This window comes from Pseudomonas sp. M30-35, from assembly GCF_002163625.1.
Classification (GTDB): Bacteria; Pseudomonadota; Gammaproteobacteria; order Pseudomonadales; family Pseudomonadaceae; genus Aquipseudomonas.
Genome location: NZ_CP020892.1, coordinates 2,285,816 through 2,304,665 on the forward strand (window position 1 = coordinate 2,285,816; position 18,850 = coordinate 2,304,665).

The following is an 18,850-nucleotide window of genomic DNA, read 5'->3' on the forward strand; positions in this document are numbered from 1 at the left end:
AGCGCATGGGGCAGAGTACCCGGCTTTTTTTGCGGATCACCGCATACAGATGTATTTCCATGGATTTTAGTCGAGCTCTAGGGAGCAATTGATGAACGCAGTCATAGCAGCGGTCGGCATCATGCTGGTCCTCAGTTTGTGCAGGGTGCACGTGGTGGTGGCGTTGATCGTCGGCGCATTAGCCGGCGGCATGATCGGTGGCCTGGGTCTTAACGGTTCGCTCGAAGCCTTCAACAACGGGTTGGGCGGCGGTGCCACAGTCGCATTGTCATACGCGCTACTCGGTGCGTTTGCTGTGGCAATTGCCAAATCAGGCATGGCCCACGCGCTAGCCGATAAGGCTGTGACGCTGGTGGGGGCAAAGGCGGAAGGCGGTGCAGGCAGTGCTGCGTTGAAGTGGCTGCTGATTGCTTTGCTGCTGAGTGTCGCCATTGCCTCACAGAATATATTGCCGATTCATATCGCGTTTATCCCGCTGCTGGTACCGCCGCTGCTCTATGTATTGAGCAAAATGCAGCTCGACCGCCGCTTAATTGCCTGTGTGCTGACCTTTGGTTTGGTCACGCCTTATATGTTCTTGCCCGTCGGTTTTGGCGGCATATTTCTCAATGAAATCCTGTTGGCCAATGTGGCTAAAGCCGGTGTTGATGTCAGCGGGATCAGTGTGACCCATGCGATGGCGCTGCCTGCGTTGGGTATGTTCTGCGGCCTGTTAGTCGCTGTGTTTTTTAGCTATAGAAAAAAGCGTGTTTACGACCTTGAACAAGTCGAGCGAGTGGAGCGTGTCGACGTTAAGTACAACCCGCGTAGCTTGCTGGTAGCCGCTGTGGCGGTTGCTATCGCCTTCGTTGTACAGCTGTGGCTGGACTCGATGATCATTGGCGCGCTGGCCGGTTTTGTGGTGTTTTCCGTATCCGGTGTGGTGCGTTGGAAAGAAGCCGACGGCCTGTTTACTGAAGGCATGAAAATGATGGCCATGATCGGCTTCATCATGATTGCCGCCGCCGGTTTTGCCGAAGTGTTGAAGGCCACTGGTGACGTCAAACACCTGGTTGATGATGCCGCCGAGCTGATCGGTAATAACAAAGGTGTGGGGGCGCTGCTGATGCTGTTGGTCGGTTTACTGGTGACGCTGGGTATCGGCTCATCGTTTTCGACCGTACCGATTATTGCCGCGATCTTCGTGCCGCTGGGTATCCAGTTGGGTTTCAGCCCACTGGCGATTGTCTGCATCGTTGGCACCGCGGGTGCGCTCGGTGATGCGGGCTCTCCGGCATCTGACTCAACCTTGGGCCCAACCTCAGGATTAAACGTTGACGGCCAGCACAACCATATCTGGGACAGCGTAGTGCCGACATTCTTGCACTACAACCTACCGTTGTTGGTGTTCGGCTGGGTTGCGGCAATGGTCTTGTAACCGCGATCGGTAAAAGTTTAGCGACCTATAAACGCGGTGCCATGTAACAGGGCACCGCGTTTTTTTATGCTCGGTTTTTGGGGCATAACCTGCAGCCTGGATGCTTGCCGCAAAAGGGTGGTTTTGTAGGGTGTGACAACGCGAAGCTTGTCGACCAAGGTTGAGGCCTGAATTGGCGTTGGGCGTGGGCGAATTATTTAACCGGAAACAAAAATGCCAGTCAGTTGAACTGACTGGCATTTGATCTGAGCACTGGCTGTTAAAGCGCTGCGCTTACGGTCTTAACCGATGCTGAACTGCGCTAACAGGACAAGTAACGGCTGCGGGTAAACGCCGAGGAAGAATGCCAGGAAGGCAACCACCATCAGCATCACGCCGCCGGCACGTTGGCCCCAGTCGAACGGCGCGTCATGGCGATGCAGGTTAGGCTCTACCAGGAACAAGGTGACCATTACCCGCAGGTAATAGAACACACCAATCGCGCTACCGAGCACTAGCGCGCCGAGCAACCACCATTGCTGCGACTCAACACCGACGCCGATGATGTAAAACTTACCGATAAAGCCTGCGGTCAGTGGAATACCGGCCAGCGACAGCATCATAACGGTGAGTACCGCAGTCAGGTACGGGCGCCGCCAGAACAACCCACGGTACTCATACAGCGCATCGGCATCGCGGCCTTTGTACGGCGTCGACATCAGGGTGATAACACCGAACGCGCCCAGCGTAGTCAGGACATACATTGCCAGGTAAACCGCGACAGCTTCAATTGCCAAGCCATTGCTGGCAATCAGGGCGATCAGCAAGTAGCCGAAGTGAGCGATGGATGAATAACCGAGCAGTCGCTTGATGTTGTTTTGCAGCAATGCCAGCAAGTTACCGAACAGGATCGAGGCGATGGCAAGAACCGTCAGCAGCTCTGTCAGCCAACCACCGCTTGCAGCCGGTGAGACTTCGTAGAGGCGCAATAACACGGCGAACACCGCCACCTTGCTCGCGGTCGCCAGGAATGCGGCCACAGGGGCTGGTGCGCCCTCGTAGACGTCAGCTGTCCATAGGTGGAAAGGCACCAACGACAACTTGAAGCCAAGACCGACCAGCATCATGCCAAAGCCAATTTCAACCAGCAGGCTCGGTGCGCCACCGGCAACCACCGCTTGACCGATACCGGCAAAGCTCATGCTGCCAGACTCTGCATAAAGCAGCGCCATGCCGAACAACAAGAAGCCAGAGCCCGCAGCCGAGAGCACCATGTATTTGATGCCGGCTTCGAGTGAGCGCTTGTTGAAGAACGCGTAGGCGATCATCCCGTAAGTGGGAACGGACAACAGTTCAAGGCCGATAAACAGGCCCGCCAGATGCTGCGCGCTGACCAAAACCAGGCCACCTGCTGCGCTGAGCAGAATCAGCAGATACAGTTCTTCACGGTTGCCGGGATAACCTTTACCCGACTCGCCGCCTAGGTACGCATGAATCAAGGTGACGCAGGCGAGTGTCGAGGCGAGTACCAGCACCATGTAGAAACAAGCGAATTTGTCCACCATCAACAGCGGCGTTACCTGTAATGGGGCAACGCTGATAGCGGCAAAAACTGAAAGTAACGCCAGATTGAGACCGATGACCGAGATGCCAAAGGTCATGGCGTGATTACGCTTCCAGGCGATCCCCAGCATTACCACGACAATAGTCAGACTGGTGATCAGCAGCGGTAGCAGGGCGAGTAAATGTTGAGTCGTAAAGTCCATAAAACTACTTACCGAGCCTGATCAAGTTGATTAAACGCGCTGCTCATCCACTGCACCACACCGTGGGTGCTGGCGGCGGAGGTGTCGAGCACCGGCTGCGGGTAAACGCCGAGCAAAACCAGCAGGCCAGCAAGGCCCAGAACCATGGTTAACTCGCGTGCTTTCAAGCCGAGTAACGGTTCATCTGATTTGCTTGGGCCAAAGTAGGCACGATGGATCATGATCAGCGAGTAGACCGAGCCAAACACCAAGCCAGTCGCCGCAATAGAGGTGATCCAAGGTGAGCCCGGGAAGCTACCGATCAGAATCAGGAATTCGCCGACAAAGTTCCCCGTGCCTGGCATACCCAGCGCTGCGGCCGCAAAGAACAGGCTGATTGCCGGGAGCCAAGGCATGCGCCCCCAAATACCGCCCATTTGGCGCATGTCGCGAGTGCCCAGACGTTCGTACAACTGACCACAGAGAATGAACAGTGCCGCAGCTGAAAGGCCGTGGGCCATCATCTGCACCACGGCGCCTTGCATGGCAATCTCGCTACCTGAATAGATAGCAATCAGGACGAAACCCATGTGTGAAACGCTGGAGTAGGCGATCAGGCGCTTGATATCAGTCTGAGCAAACGACAGCAGCGCGCCGTAGATAATCGCAAATACACCCAGGTACATGGCGATGGGAGCGAACTCCGCCGACGCATTGGGGAATAGCGGCAGGGCAAAACGGATCAAGCCATAGGCTGCGGTTTTCAGCAGAATACCGGCAAGATCGACCGAGCCCGCTGTGGGTGCTTGCGCATGGGCATCGGGCAACCAGGAGTGGAACGGCACCACCGGGAACTTGACCGCGAAAGCGATAAAGAAGCCAAGCATCAACAGGTATTCGGTATGTGGCTCGAACTGGGTACGCAGCAAATCAGCGTAGTTGAAGGTCCAGTCACCTGTTTGTTGAAAGTGAATGAATACCAGGCTGAGAATTGCGATCAACATGACCAAGCCGCTGGCCTGGGTGTAGATGAAGAATTTGGTCGCTGCGTTGATCCGCGTCTTGCCTTCGCTGCCGCTGTGTCCCCACAAGGCAATCAGGAAGTACATCGGTACCAGCATCATCTCCCAGAAGAAGAAGAACAAGAACAGGTCAACGGCGAGGAATACGCCGACCACACCGCCGAGAATCCACATCAGGTTGAGGTGGAAGAAGCCAACTCGGTTCTGGATTTCATTCCACGAGCAGAGTACCGATAACACGCCGAGTAGACCGGTGAGTACCACCATGAGCACGGATAAACCATCCATCGCCAAATGGATGGTGATGCCCATGCGTGGGATCCACTGCATCTTAAACTCGTGTGCCCAAACGGGGTCACCGCCCGGTGCCGGGGCGAGGGTGAAGTCACCGGTGATCCACAGCCAGAGCGCCAACACAAACAGCGAGAGCATGGTAAACAGGGCGATCCAGCGTGGCAGCGTGTTGCTGTGGCGCTCGAATTGCCAGCACAAAAGGCCGCCAATAAAGGGGATAAGGATTAGCCAGGGCAGAATCATGACTGTCGGTTTTCCTTAATTCAGAAGCAGCAGGGCGAGCACGAGAACCGCGCCCCCGGCAATGGACATGGCATACCAGCGCAGGCTACCGGTGACTGAGCGACTAAGCGCCAAGTGAGCAATACGTGTGCTGCGCGGAATAATGCTGATAGCGCGATCAAACGGGTCGCGCGCCAGCAGGCGCGTGATGAGCAGGTAGGGTTTAACGAACAGCCAATCATACAGCCAGTCAAATCCCCACGCGGCAAACCACCAGGCAGACAGGAAACGTCCTGGAGCACTGCCGGCAATGGCGCTGGCAACCCGGCGCTGGCCAAGGAACAGCAGCGCTGCAAGCAATATCCCGGCGATGGCGATCAGGCCTGAAGCCAGTTCCAGGCGATGTTGAGCATCGCCTCCGGCGTGGCCAACACTCTCCGGCAATACACCGGCCAATGGTGGCGTGATCAGTGCGCCAATGAAGGTCGAGAGAACGATCAGCACCGTCAGTGGCAGCCAATGAGCAACACCCTTGCCGGCATGCGCTTCAATCTTGGGTTCACCGTGGAAGGTGATGAAGATCAGGCGGAAGGTGTAGATCGAGGTCAGGAATGCGCCAAGCAAGCCAGCATAAAGCAGGTAGCTATGGCCGCTGGCGAATGCTTCCCAAAGGATTTCATCTTTCGAGTAGAAACCTGCGGTAATCAGCGGTAAAGCAGCCAGCGCCGAGCCACCCACGATAAAGCTGGCGTAGGCCAGTGGCAGTTTCTTCCACAAACCGCCCATCTTGAAGATGTTCTGTTCGTGGTGGCAGGCATTGATCACCGCGCCCGAGGCCAGGAACAACAGGGCTTTGAAGAAGGCGTGAGTCATCAGGTGGAAGATCGCCGCATCCCAAGCGCCAATACCTAGCGCGAGGAACATGTAGCCAATTTGGCTCATGGTCGAGTAGGCGAGAATACGCTTGATATCGGTCTGCACCAGCGCCGCAAAACCGGCGAGCACCAAGGTCACACCACCGACAATGCCCACCAACTCCAGAATTTCCGGGGTCAGCAGGAACAGGCCGTGGGTCCGTGCAATCAGGTAGACACCGGCAGTTACCATGGTTGCGGCGTGAATCAGCGCAGATACAGGCGTCGGGCCAGCCATCGCATCGGCCAGCCAGGTTTGCAGCGGCAACTGCGCCGATTTACCGACCGCGCCGCCAAGTAACATCAAGGTCGCAATCCATAGCCAGCTGTCACCGGCGACATATTTCTGTGGCGCCAGAACCATTAGCTCCTGAATGTTCAACGTGCCCAGGTGCTGGAACAGGATGAACAGGCCGATGGCCATGAACACATCACCAATACGGGTGACGATAAAGGCTTTCAGCGCCGCATTGCCGTTGGCGCGGTGCTTGAAGTAGAAGCCGATCAACAGGTACGAGCACAGACCCACGCCTTCCCAACCGAAGTAGAGAAACAACAGGTTATCGCCCAGTACCAAAAACAGCATGCTGGTGATAAACAGGTTGGTGTAGGAGAAAAAGCGTGAGTAGCCTTCCTCTCCGCGCATGTACCAACTGGCAAACAGGTGAATCAGAAAGCCTACGCCGGTCACAACACCAAGCATGGTCAGCGACAGGCCATCCAGATACAGGGTGAAGCTTGGGGTAAAGCTTTCAACGCTCATCCACTGCCACAGCACCTGGGTGTAGACGCCGTCAGCCGGTGGGTTGATGTTGAACTGCAGGATGATCCAGGCCGCTGTAAGCGCGCTCAAGCCAACCGAGCCAACACCGATCAGTGCGGCGAGGTTTTCCGAGATACGCCCCCGTGAGAACGACAATGCAAGCCAACCGAGCATTGGAAACAGGCAGGTTAGAAATAATAGATTCATCCGCGCATCTCACTGGCTGCGTCGATATCAAGCGTGTTGAAGCGGCGATACAGCTGCAACAGAATGGCCAAGCCAATGCTGGCCTCGGCGGCTGCAAGGGTAATCACCAGAATAAACATCACCTGGCCATCGGCTTGAACCCAACGACTTCCCGCGACTACAAAGGCGAGGGCGGTGGCGTTCATCATCACTTCAAGGCTCATCAGCACGAACAGAATGTTGCGCCGAACCATCAGGCCAATCAGCCCGAGACTGAACAGCAGGCCCGCAAGCGCAAGGCCATGCTCCATTGGAATTGCACTCATGGCGTCACATCCTTAGCTTCATGGCGGCCTAGGTGATAAGCCGCAACCAGTGCAGCCAGCAGCAGCATCGAAGCCAGCTCAACCACCAGCAAATACGGACCGAATAGACTGATGCCGACCGCTTTCGCATCGACTATCTGGGTGCCGATAACGGCGCCAGTTGGGGAGCTGAACAGGGCGTAAAGCAACTGCGCAAGTAACAACGCAGACAAAATGGAAGGCCCAACCCAGATGCCTGGCGTCAACCATTTACGTTCTTGCTCAACGGCGGCGGGGCCGAGGTTGAGCATCATCACCACGAATACGAACAGCACCATGATCGCGCCGGCGTAGACGATGATCTCAAGCGCACCGGCAAAGGGGGCGCCGAGGGCGAAAAAGGTCATGGAGACCGCCAGTAAAGAGACGATCAGGTACAACAGGGCGTGTACCGGGTTAGTCCCGGTGATAACCCTGAACGTGGCTGCTACGGCAATGCCAGCAGCGAAATAGAAGGCGAATTCCATATGCATCCTTACGGGAGCAGGCTTTTCACGTTGATCGGCTCGGCTTCATTCTGCGCGGCACCTTTCGGCTTACCGGCGATGGCCATACCGGCAACGCGATAGAAGTTGTAGTCAGGGTTTTTACCAGGGCCAGAAATCAACAGGTCTTCTTTTTCGTAGACCAGATCCTGACGCTTGAACTCACCCATCTCAAAATCCGGAGTCAGCTGGATGGCCGTGGTCGGGCAGGCCTCTTCACATAAGCCGCAAAAAATGCAGCGCGAGAAGTTGATCCGGAAAAAGTCCGGATACCAGCGACCGTCTTCGGTTTCTGCTTTTTGCAGCGAAATGCAGCCAACGGGGCAAGCGACCGCACAGAGATTGCAGGCTACGCAACGCTCTTCGCCGTCAGGGTCGCGGGTCAGCACAATTCGGCCACGGTAACGCGGCGGCAGATAAACAGCTTCTTCCGGGTATTGCAGGGTGTCGCGCTTGCGGAAGCCGTGGCTGAAAACCATCACCATGCTACGAAGCTGGGTGTAGGTGCCGTAAACGACGTCCTTAATGTAGGTGAACATACAAAACTCCTTACTGGGCCGAGGCCAGCACTAATGCGCCGGTCACCAGCAGGTTGATCAGGGTCAGCGGTAAGCAGAACTTCCAGCTGAAAGCCATGACTTGGTCATATCGTGGGCGCGGAATAGAAGCGCGCAACAAGATGAAAATCATGATGAAGAAGCAGGTCTTGAGCGCAAACCAGATAAACGGGATCTGCGGCAGAAGGCCGAATGGACCGTGCCAGCCACCGAAGAACAGGGTGACCAGCAGTGCCGAGACGGTGACGATGGCGATGTATTCACCGACGAAGAACATGCCCCATTTCATGCCGGCGTATTCAATGTGATAACCGTCAGCCAGTTCTTGTTCTGCTTCTGGCTGGTCGAACGGGTGACGGTGCGTCACGGCGATCGCAGCAATGAAGAAGGTACAAAAGCCGAAGAACTGCGGAATGATGAACCACAGGTGCTGAGCCTGATATTCAACGATGTCACGCATGTTGAACGAGCCAACCTGGGCCACAACGCCCATCAGCGCCAAGGCCAGAAACACTTCGTATGAGACGGTTTGAGCCGAGGCTCGCAGCGCACCGAGCAGGGCAAATTTGTTATTACTCGACCAGCCAGCAAAAAGCACGGCGTAGACCGACAAACCGGCCATGGCGAAGAAAAACAAGATGCCAATATTGAGGTCAGCAACCCCCCAGTTAGGACTGATCGGGATAATCGCAAAGGCCAGCAGCATCGCGGCAAAGGCAATCATCGGCGCCAGGGTAAAAATGAATTTATCGGCGAAGGGCGGCGTCCAGTCTTCTTTGAAGAACATTTTCAGCATGTCTGCGACGATCTGGAACATGCCGAATGGACCGACGCGATTCGGACCATAGCGGTCTTGCCACCAGCCCAGCAAACGCCGCTCGATGAAGCTCAGCAAGGCACCCGTGATCACCACGGCAAGCAGGATAACCACGGCTTTGAGTACTGCAATCAGCACATCGATCAGTTCAGGCGTAAGCCAACTCATTGCGCGCTCTCCTGCAGGTTGCTGATGCTGGCGCCGGCGATAATCGCTGGAATGCCGCTTAAACCAACCGGTAAGCCCGCGAGACCAATCGCCAATTCTTCAGTTACGCGTACGGGCAAACACAGGGTTTGACCATTAATGCTGAAGTTGACCAAAGCACCATCGTTGATTGCCAGCTGATCGGCTTGATCCTTGGCCAGCGCAATGTAGGCCGCAGGAATACGCTGCTGAATAGGCTCTGCCAATGCCGAAGTTTCGTCACTGCCGAACAAATGATGCAGCGGCACAGCTTGCAAGGTGCCTTGGGCAGGGTTGAAAGCAGCGGTTGGCGCAAACCATGGCAATGCCTGACCTTTGGACTCAATCAGGCGTACGCCGGGATCGCCCGCACGAATGTGGCCGCCGACTTCATCCTGGAACTTGTTCCATGCCTGTGGTGAGTTCCAGCCTGGAGACCAGGCAAACGGCACCTGCTGGCGGTCTTCTTTGCTGCCCGAATAACCTTCCATCGAGTAGGCAAATGCAGTGTCTTTATCCTGCGGCTGACGCGGCTCGTGCACGCTGATATTGGCGCGCATTGCAGTCCGGCCGCTGTAACGCAGTGGCTCACGCGCCAGCTTTAGACCTTTGATCCGGAACGACGCGTTTGGCGCAGCCTCGGTGATGGCGGCGAGCTGCGGGCTGCTTGCTGCGCAGGCGGCAGTCACTTGGTCGAGCTGGGTCCAGTCGACTGGCTGGCCCTGACGCGTGGCGAGCAGGGCGTGGAGCCAGCGCCAACCTTCGCGGACCAGAATCTTGTCGTCGTAATAGCTCGGTTCAAAGACCTGGAAGAAGCGCTGTGCGCGACCTTCGCTGCTAACCAGTGTGCCATCGGCTTCTGCGAAGCTGGCGGCAGGCAGCACCAAATGAGCCTTCGCCACAGTTGGAGTGTGCTGATGGTCGGCAACGATGATGGTTTTAGCGGCGGCAAACGCTGCATCGACGGTAGCTGCATCGGCGCGGCGGTAGAGATCATTCTCCAGCACCACGAGAGCGTCAGCTTCCCCAGACGTCAGGGCGTTGAGTGCTGCATCGACCGACTGGGTTGCGAAGTCATCACCCATCAACAGCGCCATGCCGAGGCTATTGGCTTCTGCTACAACCATGCTGATCGAGGCGTTTTTCTCACGATTTTTCAGCGCGCTGGCGATGTTCGCCGCGGCTTCAAGCAAGGCTTTATTGCCTAACGATGTGCCAGCAACCAATAGCGGCCGCTTGGCATTGAGCAATGCATCCGCAATCTGTTGCACCAATGCGCTGGCTTCTGTTTCAAGGCCGGTCACCGCAGGGGCGCTTGGGTCGATGGCATGGGCGACGGCAAAGCCGATACGCGCCAGGTCATCGGGGGCGGCATGTACGCATTGCTCGGCGATATCGTCGAGGCGCGTCGCGGTCACGCTGGCAATAAACAGTGGGTTCATTGCGTCTTGTGCGACGTTTTGCACTGCAGCCATGTGCCAATCCTGAATTTTCATCGAGGCGGCAATTTCAGTCGCTTTGCCTTTGACCGACTGGCGTAAGGCAAGGGCTAAGCGGGCTGCGGTTTGGGTGAGGTCTTCACCCAATACGAACACCGCATCGTGGCTTTCCACATCACGCAGGTTGGCCACCGGTAGCGGGCCGTTCTGCATAATGTCGAGCACCATGGCGATATGGGACTGCTCGGCGGCAGCGATGCCTGAGTAGAAGTTTTCAGCACCCACCAATTCGCGTAGCGCGTAGTTGCTCTCAAGGCTGGCGCGCGGGGAGCCGATCCCCACAACCCGTTTACCTTTGAGTAACGCTGCGGCTTGATCAAGCGCTGAGTCGATGCCCATCTTCATTTTGCTGAGCATCATTATTGGCTGGCGCGGGCGATCTTTGCGGTTAACGTAGCCATAACCAAAGCGACCGCGGTCACAGAGGAAGTATTGGTTAATCGAGCCGTTAAAACGGTTTTCGATTCGGCGGATTTCGCCATAGCGTTCGCCTGGGCTGGTGTTGCAGCCGCTGGCGCAGCCATGACAAATGCTTGGCGAGAACTGCATATCCCACTTACGGCTGTAGCGCTCGGAGTGGGTTTTGTCGGTGAATACACCTGTCGGGCAGACTTCAGTGAGGTTGCCAGAGAACTCGCTTTCAAGGGTGCCGTCTTCAACTCGACCGAAGTAAACGTTCTCATGGGCGCCGTAGACGCCGAGATCTGTGCCGCCCGCGTAATCCTTGTAATAGCGAACACAGCGATAACAGGCGATACAGCGGTTCATTTCGTGCGCAATGAACGGGCCGAGTTCCTGATTCTGGTGCGTGCGTTTGGTGAAGCGATAACGGCGTGCGTTGTGACCGGTCATCACGGTCATGTCTTGCAGGTGGCAATGACCGCCTTCCTCGCACACCGGGCAGTCATGCGGGTGGTTGGTCATTAACCATTCAACAACGCTGGCGCGAAATTGCTTGGCTTCTTCATCGTCGATGGAGATCCAACTGTTGTCGGTCGCAGGCGTCATGCAGGACATGACCAGGCGGCCGCGCTTGTCGTTCTCATCGCTGTACTGCTTAACCGCACACTGGCGGCAGGCACCGACGCTACCAAGCGCTGGGTGCCAGCAAAAATAGGGAATGTCGAGTCCTAAGGACAGACAAGCCTGTAGCAGGTTGTCCGCACCATCGACTTCAAAATCGTTGCCGTCTACGTGGATAGTGGCCATGGTTGAGTTTCTTCTTCCCCGCCGAAGCGGGCTTGGCTAATGGAAAACGGTTTGCTCCGTGGCCAGTTTGACTTGGCCGCCAGAGCCTAAAATCGTTACGCGGGAACGAATTGCCCCGTCGTTGCCGGAATTGGTGAGCTGGAAACGCCCGCCTCGAACTCTTCTCGGAAATACTTGATTGCGCTGCCTAACGGCTCAACGGCGCCCGGTGCGTGTGCACAGAAGGTTTTGCCAGGGCCGAGGAAGTTGACCAAGCCCAATAAGGTTTCGATGTCTTCACGGGTGCCTTGGCCGCGCTCCAGTGCGCGTAAAATCTTCACGCTCCAAGGCAAGCCATCACGGCAAGGGGTACACCAGCCGCATGACTCACGGGAGAAAAACTCTTCCATATTGCGCAGCAGGGAAACCATGTTGACTGAGTCATCAACCGCCAACGCCAGCCCAGTGCCCATGCGTGTGCCGACTTTGGCGATGCCGGCTGCATACATCGGCGCATCGAGATGCTCGGGGAGCAAGAAACCGGTGCCAGCGCCGCCGGGTTGCCAGGCTTTTAAGGTGAATCCGTCACGCATGCCGCCTGCGTAGTCTTCAAACAGTTCACGGGCGGGTACGCCGAATGGCAGCTCCCACAGACCCGGGTTCTTGACCTTGCCGGAGAAGCCCATAAGCTTGGTGCCCATGTCTTCCGAGCCGGGACGGGCCAGGGTTTTGTACCAGTCAACGCCGTGGCCGATGATCGACGGCACGTTGCACAGGGTTTCAACGTTGTTCACACAGGTTGGCTTGCCCCAAACCCCGACAGCTGCAGGGAAGGGCGGTTTGGCCCGCGGGTTTGCGCGGCGGCCTTCCAGCGAGTTGATCAGTGCGGTTTCTTCACCGCAGATATAGCGACCGGCGCCGGTGTGTACGATCAGTTCAAAATCGAAGCCGCTGCCGAGGATATTCTTGCCCAACAGGCCAGCGGCTTTGGCTTCGGCAATTGCGCGATTTAGGTTGATGGCGGCGTCTACGTACTCGCCACGCAAGAAGATGTAGCCGCGATAAGCCTTCAGGGCACGGGCACTGATCAGCATGCCTTCCACCAATAGATGGGGCAGTTGTTCCATCAACATCCGGTCTTTCCAGGTGTTGGGCTCCATCTCATCAGCGTTGCACAGCAGGTAGCGAATATTCAGCGACTCATCCGCTGGCATTAGTCCCCATTTCACGCCGGTTGGGAAGCCAGCACCACCGCGACCCTTGAGGCCAGCATTTTTTACCGTTTGCACGATATCCGCCTGAGCCATCTCGCTCAGTGCTTTGCGGGCGGCGCTGTAGCCATTCTTGGCTTGGTATTCTTCAAGCCAGACCGGCTGGCCGTCATCACGCAGGCGCCAGGTCAGCGGATGGGTTTCTTCGCTGCGCTTGATCACATTGGCCGGGCCAATCGAGGTCAGCACATCGGTGCTGCGGCTGAATACGCTGCTCATGAATAAGCCTCCAGCATTTGGGCAACGCAATCGGGCTGAACATTGCCGAAAGTGTCGTCATCAACCATCACCGCAGGCGCTTTGTCACAGTTACCCAGGCAGCAAACCGGGAGCAGGGTAAAGCGGCCGTCAGCAGTGGTTTGTCCGGGCACGATGCCAAGCTGATCCTTGATGCTGTCCAACAGGTTCTCATGACCGCCAACAAAGCAGGTCATGCTGTCGCAGACGCGGATGATGTGGCGGCCCACTGGCTGACGGAAGATCTGGCTATAGAACGTCGCCACACCTTCTACGTCGCTGGCGGGAATGCCCAGTACCTGGCCAATCGCTTCACTGGCGCCATCAGGCACCCAGCCACGGTGTTTCTGCACGATCTTCAACGCTTCGATAGAGGCCGCGCGTGAGTCTTCGTAATGATGCATTTCATGTTCAATTGCTGAGCGTTCGGCATCGCTAAGGGCAAAACGGTCAGTCTGAATTAGCGTATTCATAATCAGCGGTCCACGTCGGCCATAACGAAATCGATACTGCCCAGATAGGCAATCAAGTCTGCAACCATACTGCCGCGAATCACCGATGGGATCTGCTGTAGGTGCGGAAAGCTTGGCGTACGGATACGCGTGCGATAACTCATGGTGCCGCCATCACTGGTCAGGTAATAGCTGTTGATGCCCTTGGTCGCTTCAATCATCTGGAACGACTCATTGGCGGGCATTACCGGCCCCCACGACACTTGCAGGAAGTGCGTGATCAGGGTTTCGATATCACGCAAGGTGCGCTCTTTCGGTGGCGGCGTTGTCAGCGGGTGATCCGCCTTGTACGGGCCTTCCGGCATATTGCGCATGCATTGATCGATGATCCGAATGCTTTGACGCATTTCCTCTACGCGGACCATGCAACGGTCGTAAGCATCGCCATTATTGGCCAGCGGTACTTCAAACTCGAAGTTTTCATAGCCAGAGTATGGACGCGCTTTGCGCAGGTCGAAATCCAAACCGGTTGAACGCAGGCCTGCACCGGTAACGCCCCATTCCAGCGCTTCCTTGGTGTTGTATTGGGCTACACCGATGGTGCGGCCGCGCAGAATGCTGTTTTGCAGCGCGGCTTTTTCGTATTCGTCGAGACGCTTTGGCAGCCAATCAACAAACTCTTTAACCAGCTTGTCCCAGCCGCGCGGTAAGTCATGGGCCACACCACCGATGCGATACCACGCTGGGTGCAGTCGGAAACCGGTAATGGCTTCAATGACTTTATAGGCGCGTTGACGGTCGGTGAAGGTGAAGAACACCGGGGTCATTGCCCCTACGTCTTGGATATAGGTGCCAAGGAACAGCAGGTGGCTGGTGATGCGGAAAAACTCCGCCATCATCACGCGGATAAAGTCGACGCGATCCGGGACTTTAATCCCCGCCAGTTTTTCCACCGAAAGTACGTAAGGCAGGTTGTTCATCACCCCACCGAGGTAATCAATACGGTCGGTGTAGGGGATGAAACTGTGCCAGCTCTGGCGTTCGGCCATTTTCTCGGCACCACGGTGGTGGTAGCCAATCTCGGGTACGCAGTCGACGATCTCTTCACCGTCCAGCTGCAAAATGATACGAAAAGCACCGTGCGCAGAAGGGTGGTTTGGCCCCAGATTGAGGAACATGAAGTCTTCATGCGAGCCGCCACGTTGCATGCCCCAGTCTTCAGGGCGGAAACGTGCAGCTTCCTCTTCAAGCTGTTGCTTCGCCAATGTCAGGCTGAATGGATCAAACTCAGTGGCCCGTGCTGGATAGTCTTTGCGCAGTGGGTGGCCTTCCCAGGTCGGCGGCATCATGATGCGCGTCAAGTGCGGGTGGCCAGTGAAGTGGATGCCGTAGAGGTCCCAAACTTCACGCTCATACCAATTGGCGTTAGGCCAAATACTGCTGATGCTTGGCAGATTAAGGTCGCCTTCAGACAGCGCTACCTTGATCATTATGTCGTTGTTACGTTCTATCGACATCAGGTGATAGAACACGGTGAAATCTGCCTCTGGCAGGCCGCGGCGCTGAGTGCGCAAGCGTTCATCTATGCCATGCAGGTCGTACAGCATCACGTAGGGACGCGGTAGATTGCGCAGAAATGTGAGGATGTTGGTCAGTTGATCACGGGCAACCCAAAGCACCGGCATGCCGGTCCGGGTGGTTTGTACGGTAAACGCCTCGGCACCAAATTTTGCGCTTAGCTCGCCAATGACGCTGTGGTCATCTGGCGTATATGGCGCGATGGACGGAAAGCTATCAACAGTCATGATATCGGTCACTAATCAGGGTACGGCATCAGTCAGCAGGCTTCTAAGTGAGCCTGGCTTATACGTCGTCGGGGCTGCGCAGGTTGGTTACTGCAATTCGCTCAGCGCGGCGCTGTTCTTTTTGCGAAGGCATATCAGCGCGGTATACGCCCTGATCACCGACGACCCAAGATAACGGGCGACGCTCCTTGCCGATCGACTCCTGCAGGAGCATCAGACCTTGAAGGAATGCTTCAGGACGCGGTGGACAGCCAGGGATGTACACATCGACAGGTAAGAACTTGTCGACGCCCTGAACCACCGAATAGATGTCGTACATGCCGCCAGAGTTGGCACATGAACCCATGGAAATAACCCATTTAGGTTCAAGCATTTGCTCATAAAGGCGTTGAATGACTGGCGCCATTTTAATGAAGCATGTACCAGCAATGACCATAAAGTCAGCTTGGCGGGGAGACGCACGGATAACTTCAGCGCCAAAACGTGCAACGTCGTGAGGGGCAGTGAAGGCCGTGGTCATTTCTACATAGCAGCACGACAAACCGAAGTTATACGGCCAAAGGGAGTTCTTACGCCCCCAGTTGACTGCACCATTGAGGACGTCTTCGAGTTTGCCCATGTAGATGTTTTTGTGGACCTGATCGTCCAGCAATGGATCGGCTACGGTCTCCCGCTCGCCGACCGGATATTGCTCATTAGGAGCATCCGGATCGATCCGTGTAAGGTTGTATTGCATCGCCAAAGCCTCATTGTTTTAGCTTCGCCTGTCGATCGCGACGGCTCTGCGGTGCCCAATCGAGCGCACCGATTCGCCATAGGTAGACAAGACCTGCCAACAGAATTGCTATAAATATCGTGGCTTCGATAAGTCCCGCCCAGCCGCTTTCGCGTACGGAGACTGACCAAGCAAAAAGATAGAGGGCTTCAACGTCGAAGATCACGAAGAGCATCGCGACCAAATAAAACTTTGCCGATAGGCGCAGGCGTGCAGTGCCGGTTGGCAGCATGCCTGATTCAAAGGGTTCATTTTTACTGCGTCCCCAGGCTTTGCTGCCGAGCAAGCTGGAGAGGCCAAGCATAAATGCGATGAGAGCAAAGGCACCGAGGATGAATACTGCAAACGCCCAGTTTTGGGAAAGACTAGCGACTGGGTCTGACATGCGACTCATACCTCGTATACGAAGACTTTAGTTACATTTTTCTTCGGAATGAATGTTGCCACATCGGCCTATTCAATACTAGGCGAGTATGACTATTTACGCGAAAGTGTATCCAAAATGTGCAGCACAGGTTTATTTATACGCGTCATATTAAGTCGAACTGCGTACAGATTCAAATAACCTGACCAATCGATCAGGTTTGTCTGAGTGTCTACATTAGTGAACCAATAAAAAAACCCGGCATCTCTGCCGGGTTTTAGTGTCCTCGCGCATTGAACTGCGAGAGGAGAGAACCGATTCGACTTAGCCGAACTGGTTCATTGTGTTGTCTTTACCGCCAGCTTTCAGAGCCGCTTCACCAGCGAAGTACTCTTTATGGTTGTCACCAATATCGGAGCCAGCCATGTTCTGGTGCTTGACGCAGGCGATGCCTTGGCGCAGTTCTTCACGCTGAACGCCTTTTACGTAGGCCAGCATGCCTTGGTCTGCGAAGTAACCTTTTGCCAGGTTGTCAGTAGACAGCGCAGCAGTGTGGTACGTCGGCAGAGTGATCAGGTGGTGGAAGATACCGGCCTGAGCAGAACCATCACGCTGGAAGGTACGGATCTTCTCGTCAGCAACCTGAGCAAGCTCAGTGTTGTCGTAGTCGATGCTCATCAGCTTGGACCGGTCATATGCAGACACGTCTTTGCCTTGCTCTACGAATGCATCGAATACTTGCTGACGGAAGTTCAGTGTCCAGTTGAACGATGGGCTGTTGTTGTAAACCAGCTTGGCGTTCGGGATCACCTCACGAATGCGGTTAACCATGGCAGCGATCTGGCCAACGTGTGGCTTCTCGGTTTCGATCCAGAGCATGTCGGCGCCGTTCTGCAAGGACGTGATGCAGTCCAGTACGCAGCGGTCTTCGCCTGTGCCCTTGCGGAATTGGAACAGGTTGCTCGGCAGACGCTTAGGACGCAGCAACTTGCCGCCACGATTGATTACAACGTCACCGTTGCCCAGGTCAGCAGCCGAAACCTCTTCGCAATCCAGGAACGAGTTGTACTGGTCGCCCAGGTCGCCCGGAGTCTTGGTTACTGCGATTTGCTTGGTCAGGCCAGCACCCAGGGAGTCAGTACGGGCAACGATCACGCCATCGTCAACACCCAGTTCAAGGAACGCGTAACGAACAGCGTTGATCTTGGCCAGGAAGTCTTCGTGGGGAACAGTTACTTTGCCGTCTTGGTGGCCACACTGCTTCTCATCGGAAACCTGGTTTTCGATCTGGATGCAGCAAGCGCCTGCTTCAATCATGCGCTTAGCCAGCAGGTAAGTGGCCTCTGGGTTGCCGAAACCAGCGTCGATGTCGGCAATGATTGGCACTACGTGAGTTTCGTAGTTGTCGATCTTGTCTTGGATTTCAGCTGCTTTTGCCTTGTCGCCAGCTTCGCGAGCGTTGTCTAGATCAACAAACAGCAGATCCAGTTCGCGGGCGTCAGCTTGGCGCAGGAAGGTGTACAGCTCTTCGATCAGGCCGGAAACTGCAGTTTTTTCGTGCATCGACTGATCAGGCAGTGGGCCGAAGTCGGAACGCAGTGCAGCAACCATCCAGCCTGACAGGTAGAGGTAGCGCTTGTTAGTGGTTTTCAGGTGCTTTTTGATCGAAATCAGCTTCTGCTGACCGATAAAACCATGCCAGCAACCCAGCGACTGCGTGTAGACCGAGCTGTCAGCATCGTACTCAGCCATGTCTTTGCGCATGATGGCGGCAGTGTACTTGGCGATATCAAGACCGGTTTTGAAGCGGTTCTGAGCGCGCATGCGAGCGACGGACTCAGGGTTGATAGCGCTCCAGCTGTTGCCGGCGGCTTCTTTAAGGGCCGCAACGGCTTTGATGTCGTTTTGATAAGCTGACATGGTCAATCCTTCAAAGTATGTGTTTGGTTGAGCACCGCTTTCCCACTCAGCAACTGTAGTTAACAGATACTGGTTGTGGGAGCTCACAACAGATAAAGAGAAAGTGACTAATACGGAGTTGGATCAGTCGGGGGTGTCGACCAGTGATATGACGCCAGTATCTGCTCATGAGCGGGTCATTTTTCGCCGTTTGACTCGTGGATGTCTTGGGCGATGCAGTGTCTGTTACGGTCATGCCGGTTGATAGCGCTTCCCCGTCCCTCAGGACAACTTCGTTCCAGTCGCAATCTCGTCGATCTGCCTTGTGGGCTTTTACAACACGGGCGACTCGAGCGGTAAGCCTGAGATCAACCCGGAAGCTCTTTCCAGAGCCCCTGATTAGCGGGA

Annotated in this window: 15 protein-coding genes; 1 reads left to right on the plus strand and 14 read right to left on the minus strand. The window is 55.7% G+C overall.

The window, feature by feature from the left end:
* The first annotated feature begins 91 nt into the window (after window positions 1-91).
* Window positions 92-1,417: a Na+/H+ antiporter family protein gene (locus B9K09_RS10620; RefSeq protein ID WP_087516778.1), complete on the plus strand. Its 1,326-nt coding sequence runs from the start codon at window positions 92-94 to the stop codon at window positions 1,415-1,417.
* Between the two features lie 281 nt (window positions 1,418-1,698).
* On the opposite strand, the gene nuoN is transcribed toward B9K09_RS10620, so the two are convergent.
* From nuoN to B9K09_RS10690, 14 genes are all read right to left on the minus strand, one after another.
* Entirely contained in the window at window positions 1,699-3,162 is a 1,464-nt protein-coding gene (nuoN, locus tag B9K09_RS10625) for an NADH-quinone oxidoreductase subunit NuoN (RefSeq protein WP_087516779.1), read from the minus strand.
* 8 nt (window positions 3,163-3,170) lie between these two features.
* Window positions 3,171-4,700 (minus strand): NADH-quinone oxidoreductase subunit M, encoded by a 1,530-nt coding sequence (gene nuoM / locus B9K09_RS10630; RefSeq protein WP_087516780.1) that lies wholly within the window; start codon window positions 4,698-4,700, stop codon window positions 3,171-3,173.
* Window positions 4,701-4,715: 15 nt separating this feature from the next.
* Entirely contained in the window at window positions 4,716-6,563 is a 1,848-nt protein-coding gene (gene nuoL / locus B9K09_RS10635) for an NADH-quinone oxidoreductase subunit L (protein ID WP_087516781.1), read from the minus strand.
* On the minus strand, window positions 6,560-6,868 hold the full coding sequence (gene nuoK, locus B9K09_RS10640) for an NADH-quinone oxidoreductase subunit NuoK (RefSeq protein WP_087516782.1): 309 nt from the start codon (window positions 6,866-6,868) through the stop codon (window positions 6,560-6,562). Before nuoK ends, nuoL begins: the two co-directional genes overlap by 4 nt.
* A complete protein-coding gene (gene nuoJ, locus B9K09_RS10645; RefSeq protein ID WP_087516783.1) occupies window positions 6,865-7,374 on the minus strand; it encodes an NADH-quinone oxidoreductase subunit J in 510 nt (169 codons plus the stop codon). The genes nuoK and nuoJ overlap by 4 nt, the downstream gene beginning before the upstream one ends.
* Window positions 7,375-7,382: 8 nt before the next feature.
* Window positions 7,383-7,931, minus strand: a complete 549-nt coding sequence (gene nuoI / locus B9K09_RS10650; RefSeq protein WP_087516784.1) for an NADH-quinone oxidoreductase subunit NuoI — start codon at window positions 7,929-7,931, stop codon at window positions 7,383-7,385.
* Between the two features lie 10 nt (window positions 7,932-7,941).
* Entirely contained in the window at window positions 7,942-8,934 is a 993-nt protein-coding gene (nuoH, locus tag B9K09_RS10655; RefSeq protein WP_087516785.1) for an NADH-quinone oxidoreductase subunit NuoH, read from the minus strand.
* Complete coding sequence (gene nuoG / locus B9K09_RS10660) at window positions 8,931-11,660, minus strand: NADH-quinone oxidoreductase subunit NuoG (RefSeq protein WP_087516786.1); 2,730 nt, start codon at window positions 11,658-11,660, stop codon at window positions 8,931-8,933. The genes nuoH and nuoG overlap by 4 nt, the downstream gene beginning before the upstream one ends.
* Before the next feature lie 95 nt (window positions 11,661-11,755).
* Window positions 11,756-13,129, minus strand: a complete 1,374-nt coding sequence (gene nuoF, locus B9K09_RS10665) for an NADH-quinone oxidoreductase subunit NuoF (protein WP_087516787.1) — start codon at window positions 13,127-13,129, stop codon at window positions 11,756-11,758.
* On the minus strand, window positions 13,126-13,620 hold the full coding sequence (gene nuoE / locus B9K09_RS10670) for an NADH-quinone oxidoreductase subunit NuoE (protein WP_087516788.1): 495 nt from the start codon (window positions 13,618-13,620) through the stop codon (window positions 13,126-13,128). The genes nuoF and nuoE overlap by 4 nt, the downstream gene beginning before the upstream one ends.
* A 2-nt stretch (window positions 13,621-13,622) precedes the next feature.
* Window positions 13,623-15,404 carry an NADH-quinone oxidoreductase subunit C/D gene (gene nuoC, locus B9K09_RS10675; RefSeq protein ID WP_087519066.1) on the minus strand — a complete coding sequence of 594 codons (1,782 nt, stop codon included), beginning with the start codon at window positions 15,402-15,404 and terminating at the stop codon, window positions 13,623-13,625.
* A 58-nt stretch (window positions 15,405-15,462) separates the two neighbouring features.
* Complete coding sequence (locus B9K09_RS10680) at window positions 15,463-16,140, minus strand: NADH-quinone oxidoreductase subunit B family protein (protein ID WP_087516789.1); 678 nt, start codon at window positions 16,138-16,140, stop codon at window positions 15,463-15,465.
* A 10-nt stretch (window positions 16,141-16,150) separates the two neighbouring features.
* Entirely contained in the window at window positions 16,151-16,564 is a 414-nt protein-coding gene (locus B9K09_RS10685; RefSeq protein WP_087516790.1) for an NADH-quinone oxidoreductase subunit A, read from the minus strand.
* Window positions 16,565-16,867: 303 nt separating this feature from the next.
* Window positions 16,868-18,463 (minus strand): isocitrate lyase, encoded by a 1,596-nt coding sequence (locus B9K09_RS10690; protein ID WP_087516791.1) that lies wholly within the window; start codon window positions 18,461-18,463, stop codon window positions 16,868-16,870.
* Window positions 18,464-18,850: the final 387 nt, after the last annotated feature.